At 35.0% G+C, this 12,517-nt stretch carries 11 protein-coding genes; 1 reads left to right on the top strand and 10 read right to left on the bottom strand.

Annotated features, from left to right (window positions below):
- Nucleotides 1-25: 25 nt before the first annotated feature.
- Entirely contained in the window at nucleotides 26-1,159 is a 1,134-nt protein-coding gene (locus Q1A60_RS08895; RefSeq protein WP_299766088.1) for a C1 family peptidase, read from the bottom strand.
- 47 nt (nucleotides 1,160-1,206) lie between these two features.
- Here Q1A60_RS08895 and Q1A60_RS08900 point away from each other — a divergent pair, with 47 nt between their 5' ends.
- Nucleotides 1,207-2,046 (top strand): 1,4-dihydroxy-2-naphthoyl-CoA synthase, encoded by an 840-nt coding sequence (locus tag Q1A60_RS08900; protein WP_299766086.1) that lies wholly within the window; start codon nucleotides 1,207-1,209, stop codon nucleotides 2,044-2,046.
- On the opposite strand, the gene Q1A60_RS08905 is transcribed toward Q1A60_RS08900, so the two are convergent.
- The 9 genes from Q1A60_RS08905 to Q1A60_RS08945 form a co-directional block, all read right to left on the bottom strand.
- Nucleotides 2,043-2,963, bottom strand: coding sequence for a hypothetical protein (locus tag Q1A60_RS08905; RefSeq protein WP_299766084.1), 921 nt, complete (start codon nucleotides 2,961-2,963; stop codon nucleotides 2,043-2,045). The two genes, Q1A60_RS08900 and Q1A60_RS08905, sit on opposite strands and share 4 nt — an antisense overlap.
- Nucleotides 2,963-4,402: an MBOAT family O-acyltransferase gene (locus Q1A60_RS08910; RefSeq protein ID WP_299766082.1), complete on the bottom strand. Its 1,440-nt coding sequence runs from the start codon at nucleotides 4,400-4,402 to the stop codon at nucleotides 2,963-2,965. The genes Q1A60_RS08905 and Q1A60_RS08910 overlap by 1 nt, the downstream gene beginning before the upstream one ends.
- A gap of 129 nt (nucleotides 4,403-4,531) precedes the next feature.
- Nucleotides 4,532-6,028 (bottom strand): hypothetical protein, encoded by a 1,497-nt coding sequence (locus Q1A60_RS08915; RefSeq protein WP_299766080.1) that lies wholly within the window; start codon nucleotides 6,026-6,028, stop codon nucleotides 4,532-4,534.
- Nucleotides 6,029-6,495: 467 nt separating this feature from the next.
- On the bottom strand, nucleotides 6,496-8,631 hold the full coding sequence (scpA, locus tag Q1A60_RS08920) for a methylmalonyl-CoA mutase (RefSeq protein ID WP_299766078.1): 2,136 nt from the start codon (nucleotides 8,629-8,631) through the stop codon (nucleotides 6,496-6,498).
- Between the two features lie 5 nt (nucleotides 8,632-8,636).
- On the bottom strand, nucleotides 8,637-9,209 hold the full coding sequence (locus tag Q1A60_RS08925; RefSeq protein ID WP_299766076.1) for a hypothetical protein: 573 nt from the start codon (nucleotides 9,207-9,209) through the stop codon (nucleotides 8,637-8,639).
- A gap of 24 nt (nucleotides 9,210-9,233) precedes the next feature.
- Nucleotides 9,234-10,601, bottom strand: a complete 1,368-nt coding sequence (locus Q1A60_RS08930; RefSeq protein ID WP_299766074.1) for a methylmalonyl-CoA mutase subunit beta — start codon at nucleotides 10,599-10,601, stop codon at nucleotides 9,234-9,236.
- The gene (locus tag Q1A60_RS08935) at nucleotides 10,588-10,920 is read right to left on the bottom strand and encodes a septum formation initiator family protein (RefSeq protein ID WP_299766072.1); all 333 of its coding nucleotides are present in this window, start codon (nucleotides 10,918-10,920) and stop codon (nucleotides 10,588-10,590) included. The genes Q1A60_RS08930 and Q1A60_RS08935 overlap by 14 nt, the downstream gene beginning before the upstream one ends.
- Before the next feature lie 22 nt (nucleotides 10,921-10,942).
- Entirely contained in the window at nucleotides 10,943-11,551 is a 609-nt protein-coding gene (gene udk / locus Q1A60_RS08940) for a uridine kinase (protein WP_299766070.1), read from the bottom strand.
- Nucleotides 11,552-11,619: 68 nt separating this feature from the next.
- Nucleotides 11,620-12,513: a DUF4249 family protein gene (locus Q1A60_RS08945; protein ID WP_299766068.1), complete on the bottom strand. Its 894-nt coding sequence runs from the start codon at nucleotides 12,511-12,513 to the stop codon at nucleotides 11,620-11,622.
- Between the last annotated feature and the right edge of the window lie 4 nt (nucleotides 12,514-12,517).

Consider the following 12,517-nt stretch of genomic DNA (forward strand, 5'->3'; position numbering starts at 1 on the left):
CAGCACTTTTGGAGCTTGGTTTGTATTATAGCTTTATTTTTTTTGAAATGTTTTTTGGTAGGCCTTCTTTATGCATTAGTACAGAAATGGCTTTAAGACGTATGTATGAAACACTCATGTATACATACCCTTCATACGCTGTACGGTCAGGATTTGTTCCCCAAGAGTTTTTTACTTTATAATAGATCGTCCCATGTTGATCTTTAGCTTTTCCAGTAATATGCATCAAGTGATCATCAGTAGTATTGTAGTTTTCAAATTCATCTTGGCGATATTGTTGCGTAATCACTTTTTCTTCCTCAGGTCCTAATACAGCAAGTTTTGCATTTTCTTTTTGAGCAGGAATTACAGCAACGCCTTGTTTGGAGGAAAAAGAGAGTTCGCTTACATCACAGTCTAATGTGATGGTATAACCATTTTCTAATGCATGATCAATACTTTCTATAAATTCATCTAGTTGTACATTGTAAAAAGACCCATTAGAAAAATTATCAGGTATATTTAGAATAAATGAGCTATACAATGGCGCATGCGTAAAAGATGTAAGAGAGATATATTCACTCGGTTTTATTCCCATTTCATCGGAGAATTCTTTGGGAGTATATCTTTTATTCTCAAATGAAAAATCTTTCACTTGTTCTCCTAAATACGTATCAAGAACAGCATTTACAGCAGGTTTCCATTTTTTACTTAATCTACGGCCTGGATTTTCTATATAAGCGTTAAGCATTGCTTCTACAACAGTTACCATTTCTGCATGGTTATGGTTGTTTTCGGTAGGGGCAAGACCAGTGTATGCATCTATAGGTACAAGTCCAAATCTAGCAACGCTATTTATCACATCATGAGCAAGACCCCCTTCACTAAATTGTGCTTTCCCTTGCCTCATTACATAATTTTCTGCTTTTGCAGGGTAGGTATTACGTACAGTATACATTTCAGAAAGGTCTACTTTTTTACCAGTGATACGTCCAATTTCGCTTTCTAAAAATGATGAGGTAGAAAAACTCCAACAAGTGCCTGTATTACCTTGACTTATGACTGGATTAGCGTCTAAATCTATCAGGTCAGTAAATACATATTGAGCGTTTGTGTCTTGTGCTAATACCGCTTTCGCGAAAGCAAAAACAAGAATAATACAAAAGGTGAACTTTTTCATTTCTATGAATACGAATAAAGGGTTATTTTTACGCTAAAATAAGGTTTATGATACATCCTGAATGGAAAACTGCCAAAGAATATACAGATATAACGTATAAGAAAAGCAACGGAGTAGCTAGAATAGCATTTAACAGACCTAATGTGCGTAATGCATTTCGTCCTAAAACTACCAGTGAGTTATATGATGCATTTTATGATGCAAATGAAGATACCTCTATAGGGGTCGTTTTACTTTCTGCAGAAGGACCTTCTACAAAAGATGGTGTATATAGTTTTTGTAGCGGAGGAGATCAAAATGCTAGAGGTAAAGAAGGGTATGTAGGAGAAGATGGATATCATAGACTTAATATCTTAGAAGTACAGCGTTTAATACGTTTTATGCCTAAGGCAGTGATTGCGGTAGTTCCGGGATGGGCAGTAGGAGGAGGACATAGCTTGCATGTAGTGTGTGATTTAACACTGGCAAGTAAAGAACACGCTATCTTTAAGCAAACAGATGCTGATGTAACAAGCTTTGATGGAGGATACGGATCTGCATATCTAGCAAAAATGGTGGGGCAGAAAAAAGCTAGAGAAATTTTCTTTTTAGGGCGTAATTATTCTGCACAAGACGCTTATGAAATGGGAATGGTAAATGCTGTAATCCCTCATGAAGAACTAGAAGGTACCGCATATCAATGGGCACAAGAGATATTAGCAAAGTCTCCAATTTCTATAAAGATGCTCAAATTTGCCATGAATCTTACAGATGATGGTATGGTAGGACAGCAAGTATTTGCAGGAGAAGCTACCCGACTAGCTTATATGACAGACGAAGCCAAAGAGGGAAGAAATGCATTCTTGGAGAAGCGAGCGCCTAATTTTGATAAAAAATGGATTCCTTAATTGATTAATTTATCTAAAAGTTTGGTAAACTTTTCAGCTCCTTGTGTACTTAGATGATTATTATCTCTATGATCTTTTAAGTTGTAATCGTTATTTGAGTTTGCATCGATATGTTGTACATTATATTTAGCGATAATCATAGATAACACGCTATCTTTTCTATGAAGTACTTCAGGAATTCTTTGTTCTTTAAACCGTTTTGTCGTAGGGGTTTCTAATAAAATGATTTTATACTTGTTTTCAGTACAAAAGTCTAGGATATCTTCAAGTTTATTTACATTTTGAGAGACATATTCTGGATGAGGTATTGTAGGGGTTATATGGATAGGTTGCTTTATAATCGTTAAGCTATCATAGTTATGTGTATAGAATAATGCTCTCTCTATGTTTTTATTATACCCATAGACATTACAATCTACTTTAGTTGTTCCTTTTTTATGCTCATTTATTTTAGTAGAATAATAATTTGGAAAACTTATATATAAAAAATTGTCTTTGAAGTATGTGAATTTATCAGACACGGTTGCTCCAAAATAGTGGCGATACATGCTATTTTTCCATGTGTCTTTTTGGTTTGGGGCTGTCTCAAAATGTCCATAAGATATAGGAATTATAACAGTTTTTAAGGACGGTAGGGTAGGTCCTACTTGCTCTAATAATCTAGAACTTACATAATAATCTTGATCAGGGAAAGCAATATTTAATGTCTTTTGAGATAAAAACTCTGGATTAATAGCATCTCTGTTTTGAGAAGCTCCCAAAACTAATACTTCAATATCTTCTTTGTTTTTTTTATAATAATCTGATTTAATTTTTGGAGTAAGTGGGAGGTTACGTGTATAATTCTCGACAAGAGCATATCCTATGACTACGGGAATCAAAAAAATACAAATCTGTATGACGAATTTTTTAATCATTAAAATTGAAAATAAATAAAGGCTTCTTGAGGTCTTCCATATCTAATAATCGCAAATATCAAGAAATAATACATACTCCATCGTACTACTTTTGGAAATACACCTTCCAGTTTCATAAATGGATGTGTATATTTTTTTCTCCACACTTCTGCTATAACCATAATCGCTAGAAACCCTATTTTTCTACCAATAATAAGGTCAAGGTCATAAAAAGCAACATTCTGAGTAATTACTTCTTTAAGCATTAAAATAGTTTTATTTAAGGAGCTTGCGCGAAAGAAAATCAAAGATACTACCAGAAAGGTTACGGTATAAAATTTTGACCAAATCACACCCGTTTCTAACCATTGGTGTAATTTTATTTTTTTTCCTTTACTCGTAATCGTAGTTCCTTCTATAACGATAAGAACCCCATGTAATAAACCAAAAGCAAGGTAGGTCCAATTAGCTCCATGCCATAGTCCTATCATTCCCATTGTTATCAAAAGGCTTATAGCTTTTCTAGATGGTTTTGAAAAAAATCGTAACGCTTTTCCTTGAGCTAATGGTACATATACATAATCTTGAAACCATTTTGATAAGGTAATATGCCATCTACGCCAGAAACCTGTAACGCTATTGGCTAGATATGGAAGTTTAAAGTTTGTACTTAAATCAAATCCGAACAACTTTGCAGTTCCTATGGCTATATCTGAATATCCAGAAAAATCTGCATATAGTTGGAATAAGAATAAGAAAGCACCGTAGATGATCGTAATTGAACCATAGTCTTCTGGGTGACTATATATGGCAAATACTGCAACGCCAATATTGTCTGCAACGACTATTTTCTTAAAGAGTCCCCAAAGTAATTGACGTAGTCCATCTTTTGCTTTATCATAACTAAAAGAGCGTTCTTTACTAAACTGAGGTAATAACTTACTAGCACGTTCTATAGGACCAGCTACCAACTGCGGAAAGAAACTCACAAAACATAAGAATTTTAGAATGTCTTGAGTTGGCTCAATTTTTTTGCGATATACATCTATGGTATAGCCTATGGTTTGAAAAGTGTAAAAACTAAGACCTACAGGAATAATAATATCTAGTGTTGTAAACGTATTTTCTGGAAGTTCGAATAGTGTTTTTAAGTTGTCTAGAAAGAAATTGTAATACTTAAAGACAAATAAGACCCCGAGATTCCAACTAAGACTACTATATAACCAGAGTCGCCTTTTTTGTTGTGTTTTGGCTTTACTGATATAGTTACCAGCATAAAAATCTACCAATGAGCTTGCAAGTATGAGTGCTAAAAAACGCCAATCCCAAACCCCATAAAAGAAATAACTCGCAATAAGTAATACCGTATTTTGACCTTGTATACGTTTACTGCCTACTATCCAATAGAGGATAAAGACAATAGGTAAAAAGAGTCCAAAATCAAAGGAGTTAAATAACACAGGGGTTTCTTATAATTAGCCAGCGCAATATAAAAAATAGAATGATAAAGCGTCTAGCTTTTACTTATGTAAAAAATAAAGGCTATCAAAATTTTGATAGCCTTTATATATGTTAAAGAGAAAACGTTCTTAGTTTCCAGAGATAGTTACATTATCAAATGCAACATCTTCATCAGTACCCGTAAGGTGTTCTATAAAGAAACGTATGCTTACTGTAGGAGCTGCTCCTGGGTTTGCAAATGACCCTGATAATTCTCTAAAATTATTGCCAAGTACTATAGTGGCATCTCCTAGACCATCATTTTCAGGATCAAAACCTGCAGGAGTATTACTTGTTGCTGTTGTTGGAGATATAGAGAATACAGGAGTCCATGTAGCTCCACTATTAAACGAATATTCTACTCGTAATTCTGAAGTATTACCAAATCCATCCCAAGATACTGGTGCGCCTTCTGCAAAAAGGGCACTTACTGTAATCGTACTGAATCCCATAGTAGATACATCATTCCAATTTATAGAAATAAAATCTGTACTAGTGTTGTAAGATCCTACGCCATCAGTGTCATTTACTCCAAAAAAACGATCTCCTTGAAAACCTGCAAAACTATTATTACCAGCCGCTAAATTTGATAATGCAACACGACCAACATAATCTTCTTCAGAAATAGATTCAGAAATATCTTCAACTATTACTCCAAAGTCTGGTGAGCTAGGAAATTCATCACGTAGTATATATCCAGTACTTGAAGGAGTTCCAGATACAGTTTCAAAATTTTCAAATAGTAAAGTTGTTAAAGGAGGAGGACAATCACCACTAATATTACTAGTGAAATCACCTCCAACGGTTCCTATTGTACTAGAGTTCCAAGTCCAAGTTCCTGACGCTGTAGAGCAATCATCTCCTCCAGAAGGACCATTATTAAAGGTATGTGTTCCACTCCAAGTGACAGGACCGCCACCAGGATTAAAGGCAGTGCCCGTTACTCCAGGTACAGTACCACTATTTAAATTACAAGTAGTTTGATCCCCATTATCAGAACATCCAGATTGTGTTGCAACTCCATTATAAACAGTTCCTGCAAGTGTCGTTTGTGATGTTACAGTAGAATTTCCATCCATATCTGCTGCAGAAACTAAAAAATTAAATGTTTGAGTGCTACCATTATCTAATGGCGCTGGGCAATCTATACATATAAAAGTTCCTAAAATAGGATTTAACGGTGCTCTCGTTGAACTTTGTCCTACTAAAATAGAACTCTCAGCACCTCTAAACGTAACAGCTTCTATTTCCATAATTTCTTCCTCTGCTCCCGTAGTCATTGTAAAAGAAAGCTCATTTGATGTAAATTCAATTTCTTTTCTGTTACCTACATCTATAATTTGATCTGTAAAGATACTTACCACTTCTCCTGTAGATAAGGTAAGGGTACCAGTAGCAGAAAGTTTATCTTCAGAAAGTGTTACATCTAATGCTCCTCTCGTTAGTCCATCTGTAGTTGTAAATACTCCTTTGTAATTTTCAAGGACTACTTCTAGGTTTGTTCCTTCGTCAAGTGTTGTTTCTTCTTCTACACTACATGCTATACATAGCATCATAATAAAAGCAAATAAGGATAATTTTTTCATGGTAATTAAGAATAGGTTAATAGTTTCAAGCGCTAAAGTACTTTTTTTTATTTATAAATCATATAATCAACATCTTAAGTTATATGTTTTTCTATGCGTTTTGGATAGAAAAACCAGAGGTAGTATGAAAAATATATGATTATAGTATAATAGAAAGTGAATAGTTTGATGAGCGCATAAGCCTCCCCCAAGGATTACACATTCCTATTATCATTGCAAAAATAGAAACTAGATTAATGAAAAAAACAGGTGTTTTTACCTGTTTTTTTAGAGATACTATTTTAGCGCATTAAGCGCTATCTTCATTTTTGTAAAACATTAGAAATACACTTTATTGTCTATATTGTTTGTTTATAGTTGGTTATGATGTTTTCTAAGTCCTAGAACAAAATAACTAGTAACATATACCAAAAATGGATATACTATATATTAAAATCTTTGTAGTTGTAATATAGTGTAGTTTCGTTTTACGAAATATGCGCTATCATAATATCTAATAATCCAATGGCAGCTTCACTTATTTTAGTTCCAGGTCCAAAAACCGCAACGGCACCAGCGTCAAATAGGAACTGGTAATCCTGTTGTGGAATGACTCCCCCTACAATTACCATAATATCTGGACGACCTAGCTTTGTAAGTTCTTCAATTACTTTTGGAACCAATGTTTTGTGACCCGCTGCAAGCGAAGAAACCCCTAGAATATGAACATCATTTTCCATGGCTTGCTTGGCAGCTTCTTTTGGGGTTTGAAATAATGGGCCAATATCTACATCAAAGCCTATGTCTGCATATCCAGTTGCGACTACTTTGGCACCTCGATCATGGCCATCTTGTCCCATTTTTGCAATCATAATACGAGGGCGACGACCATCTAACTCGGCAAATTGGTTTGCAAGTTGTTGCGCTTTCGCGAAAGCGGGATCTTTTTTAATTTCTTTACTATACACGCCACTAAATGATTTTATCGTTGCTTTATGCCTACCGTACACATTTTCTAAGGCATCTGAAATTTCACCTAAAGTAGCACGTTCCCGGGCAGCAACTACAGCCAGAGCTAATAAATTATCTTTACCAGACCGAGCTGCTTCTGTTAGGTTAGTAAGCGCTTGTGTAACTTTTGCAGTGTCACGTTGTTCTTTAATGTTTTTTAATCGAGCTAACTGACCATCTCGTACTTTTGTATTATCTACTTCAAGAATATCAAGGAATTCTTCTTCGGTTGGGCGGTATTTATTGACACCTACAATAATGTCTTGGCCACTATCTATACGTGCTTGTTTACGAGCAGCAGCTTCTTCAATACGTAATTTAGGAATTCCAGCTTCTATAGCTTTGGTCATTCCTCCTAAATCTTCTACTTCTTGAATAAGTTCCCAAGCTTTATGAGCAATAGCATCCGTAAGAGATTCTACATAATAACTTCCAGCCCAAGGATCAACCGTGCGGGTGATTTCTGTTTCTGTTTGAAGATATATTTGTGTGTTACGCGCTATACGTGCCGAAAAATCTGTAGGTAATGCAATGGCTTCATCAAGCGCATTGGTATGTAAACTTTGTGTGCCTCCAAAAGCAGCAGCTGTAGCTTCGATACAGGTACGTGCTACATTATTAAAAGGATCTTGTTCTGTAAGACTCCATCCACTGGTTTGACAATGCGTTCGTAATGCTAATGATTTTGGATTTTTCGGATTGAATTGTGATACTAGTTTTGACCATAACATACGCGCTGCACGCATTTTGGCTACTTCCATAAAGTGATTCATTCCTATCGCCCAGAAGAAAGATAAACGAGGTGCAAATGTATCAATATCCATTCCTGCTTTCAATCCTGTACGTATATACTCAAGGCCATCGGCTAGCGTATAGGCAAGTTCGATATCACAAGTTGCGCCAGCTTCTTGCATGTGATATCCTGAAATTGATATTGAATTGAATTTAGGCATCTCCCTAGAGGTGTACTCAAAAATATCTGAGATAATACGCATAGAAGGCGTAGGAGGGTAGATATAAGTGTTACGCACCATAAATTCCTTCAAAATATCATTCTGTATGGTGCCTGAGAGTTTTTCAGGAGCAACGCCTTGTTCTTCTGCGGCAACAATATAAAACGCCATGATGGGAAGTACAGCGCCATTCATTGTCATAGAGACAGACATTTGATCTAGAGGTATTTGATCAAACAATAGTTTCATGTCTTCTACAGAGTCTATAGCCACACCTGCTTTTCCTACATCACCTACCACGCGTTCATGGTCACTATCGTATCCTCTATGCGTAGCAAGATCAAAAGCAACAGAGAGTCCTTTTTGTCCTGCAGCAAGATTACGACGGTAAAAAGCATTACTTTCTTCGGCAGTAGAAAACCCTGCATATTGTCGTATGGTCCATGGTCTTCGTACATACATAGTACTGTAAGGACCTCTTAAATTAGGCGCAATACCAGCTACAAAATCCAAATGTTCTAAGGTGTCAATATCTTCTTTACTATATGATTTTTTAAGATCTATAGTTTCTGCTGTAGGTGTAACTTCTTTAACGGTAGTATTTTTTACAGCAGTCTGTAAAGAATCTAAAGTAATATGGTCTAGCTTTTTTCTAGTCATTCGTATTAGGGTGCTTCTTGCGGTGTTACATTGAGAATTTGCTGGTAATATCCATCTAATCCTATATATAAAGCGAGGTAACGATCTTTTGTTGCATTACGCCCAAAATTTCTAAAACGAGAATTAAATAATTTTGGGTTCATCGTTTTTGTGTCGATAAGAGCATTCATTGTATTTCTTAAATCTTCATCTTTAATATTATCTATAACACATTTTACTGCTGGATGTTCATAATTAAGATGACTTGTAGCTTTATCTTTAATAAGAATATTTGCAGCAAGAAGTTCATTTACTAGAGGCAACGTATTAGGAGTCATGATCTCATTATATTTTGCAGATCCATCCATACCTCTGTATATAAAAGAACCATATGCTTTTATATTACTTCTATTTATAGAGTCATACTTTGTGTATAAATCGTTTTCAAAACTATACAAAGCTTCATTTAGTAAAGCGTTATGGGTTTCAGAACAAGAAATGACTTGTTCTTTATCTGCAAATTTAAAATCGAATTTAGCCTTCTGGTTACAACTTGTAATGAGTATCGTTGTTAGAATTAAAAAAACAATTTTCTTCATAATGTATATTTTAGATTTAAAAGATTAAACTTCAGTTTTAAGACGTTCTTGTTCCATCTTTTCAGATAGACGTTGTTTTATGATAGGTTCAATAAGTGTTTTTCTTGGATTGATCTTAACAAAAGGATATAACTCTAATGCTGCTTTCATACGATCATCAGGGTTAGGGTGTTTATTGGTTCCGAGAAGAATCTTTTCTTGAGTATCAAATTGAGTTTGCTCTTTTTGAGCACTTTCTTTGATTTTACGTTGTATAGTTCCTTCTTTAAGTTGTTTTAGAAACCCTCCTTGTTGTTCTATGTCTTTAAAAAGTGCTAATGCTTTTTCTGCTAGCTGTTTTGTGATTGCTTCTATATAATAGGTTCCATCAGATGGATTGCTTACAGCATCAAAATAGCTTTCCTTTTTTAGAATAATCAATTGATTGCGAGAAATGCGTTGTCCAAAATCATTTGTTTTATGATAGATATAATCATAGGGCATATTAATCACAGTGTCTGCACCGCCTAATACCGCACTCATTGCTTCGGTTGTTGTACGAAGCATATTGGTATTGTAATCATAAATGGTTTTATTACGGCGTGTTGGTCTAGCAATGATGTGGGTTGTGACCGCTTTCGCGAAAGCGTACTCCTGCATCAAAACAGTTGACAATTGCCTCAAGGCACGAAGTTTTGCAATTTCAAAAAAGTAATTGGACCCAATAGCTACTTGGAACGTAATAGATGGTAATGAAACATTCAGTTTTTCTAGATGTGCTAAGTATTCATTTGCATGGGCTAATCCATATGCAAGTTGCTGTATCATAGTTGCTCCAGCATTTTGATACAGATCTATATCTATAGATAACGTATTTGTTTCTTTTTGGAGTATCGTGTCAAGAATACGATGGTCTTCTTTTAAATTATGATACCAATTGCCATCTTCAGCTAAATGATTGATGAGGTCTATATGTAAATATATAGCACGATTTCCGGTTTTCTTGATGATATCTTGGTAGAAATTTTCATCTAGAAATTGTAATTTAAAATGGATAGGAACTTCTGCCTGCGTTAGTGATTTAAATAATTGCTGGATATTAAAAGGAGCATCAGCACTAAAATAGAGTGCTTCTGTGCCAGATGATACAACTTCATTTGCGGTTTGTGCTGCTTTGCTAGCATCTTGTATAAAAATATCTTCTCCAATATACCAAGTAGAGGGCATTCCGGGTACTTCTGGAAAATCTGTTGCCTCATCTCTATGGTAAAATGGCTTAATATCTATCCCTTCATTACTATGCCAAACTAGGGTGTCATTATAGGATGCGCCTTTAAGATCAAACTGTATTTTTTGTTTGAAAGCTTTAGAAGACACGGAGTCAAAATTGGTAAAGAGTTTATTCTTTGTCATTCGTCTGGATACTATCTTCGTATTCTATGATGTAAATCTCTTCGTCAGGTTGTTTCATTAAATATTCTTCACGCGCAAAACGTTCAAGACCTGCACTATCTTCGAGTTTTTTGATTTGGGCTTGATCTTCTCTTATCTTCGTTTCAAAGTGTTCTTGGTTTCCTTTAAGTTTATCAATGTCTCCATTAAGTTCATTGTGAATGAGCCAGGAGTTTCCATCAAACCATAACATCCAGATAATAAAAATGAGAAGTATAAGTACATATTTGTTACTTATAATTTTAAACCATTTTTTATGTTGTAATGATTTCAATCCCATAATTACGAAGATACTAAAACGCTTACGATAAGCGCTCATTTATTATTGTACGTACAATATCTACAGCTACAGTATTATAACGATTATTTGGAATAATCATATCTGCATATTCTTTTGTAGGTTCAATAAATTGTTGATGCATAGGTTTAAGTGTGTTTTGATATCGGTTTAATACCTCTTCAAGATCGCGACCACGCTCTGCGATATCACGTTTTAAACGGCGTATTAAACGTTCATCACTATCTGCATGTACAAATATTTTTATATCAAATAAATCACGTATTGCTGGATCAGTAAGAATTAAAATACCTTCTACTACAATTACTTTTTTAGGATGGGTAGTAACTGTTTCATCGGTTCTGTTATGCTCTACAAAAGAGTATACAGGTTGTTCTATAGATTTGCCTTCACGCAATTGTGCTAGGTGACTGCAAAGTAGTTTGAAATCTATAGAGTTAGGATGATCAAAGTTTACTTTGGTTCTTGAGTCATAATCAAGATGGGAAAGATCCTTGTAATATGAATCTTGCGAAATGATCGTAACTTCACTTTCAGGATTTTCAGAAATGATTTTATTTACAACAGTTGTTTTTCCACTTCCAGTACCGCCTCCAATTCCTATAATAAGCATGCGTTTATTTATTTTGGTTCAAAGGTAGAAAAAACTAATACAGTCATCAATAGACTGTGTTTGAAAAATTACTCAATCACAATGGTATTTTCAAATTCTTGAACAATCGCAAAATAACCCAATGCAAAACTATTTGGTCTACCTACATTATCAAATATGTTAATGTTATCAATTCCTTCTGCATTTAGGATATTTCCTCTTACAGTCGATACGGGTACTTGGAAAGGCCCATTATCTGTAAGGTCACTTTGAATAATGAGTTGTTCCATATAGGTGTAAAAGGCTTCATCGGCACCTAGAATACTAATGGTGACTTCTTGACCAGACTCTAGCGGAAAATCATCTCCTTCATAAAAATAAGAAAACTCAAAGTCTTGTCCTTCAAAGAAGGTGTCTTCTACGGCAAGAAACTCTCCAAAATCAAAATCAAATACATAAAAGTCTTCTCGATCTGGTTGGTCTGTAAATGAGATAATAACTTCGGTATCATCTTCATCAAATAGTGTTTCTTCACCTTGTACAATACTATCTATAGGAGTAGTGGGAACAAATGATGTTCTTGCTAAGTAGAGTTCATCTTGGTAGGTAATACTAAAGATGTATATTGGTTCTGGATTGAGAAGGAAACTAGTTAGAATCTTATTATCTATCACAGGAGATACTGTTGTAGGGAATGGTCGGAACAGTCCAGGTTCTCCAGGTACAGGTTCATAAGGGACAAAGCTTCCATTTTCTTCATTTTGAATTTGCATACTTTGAATTTCGGCGGGTTGTATTTCTCCAAAAAAGGGAGAGCTAAGTGAGACTCTAATGTTTGCTTCCGTGAGTTCTTCAGAAGTATCTACACGGATTAATGCATCAACAACCAGACGAGGTGGTTCTGAGTCAAGGTCTACATCGACAACATCTTCGCAGCTCGTAAATAGATTTATGATTAGTAAAAATAAAAATGTCTTTTTCATAGGG

This window comes from uncultured Dokdonia sp. (assembly GCF_947492535.1).
Classification (GTDB): domain Bacteria; phylum Bacteroidota; class Bacteroidia; order Flavobacteriales; family Flavobacteriaceae; genus Dokdonia.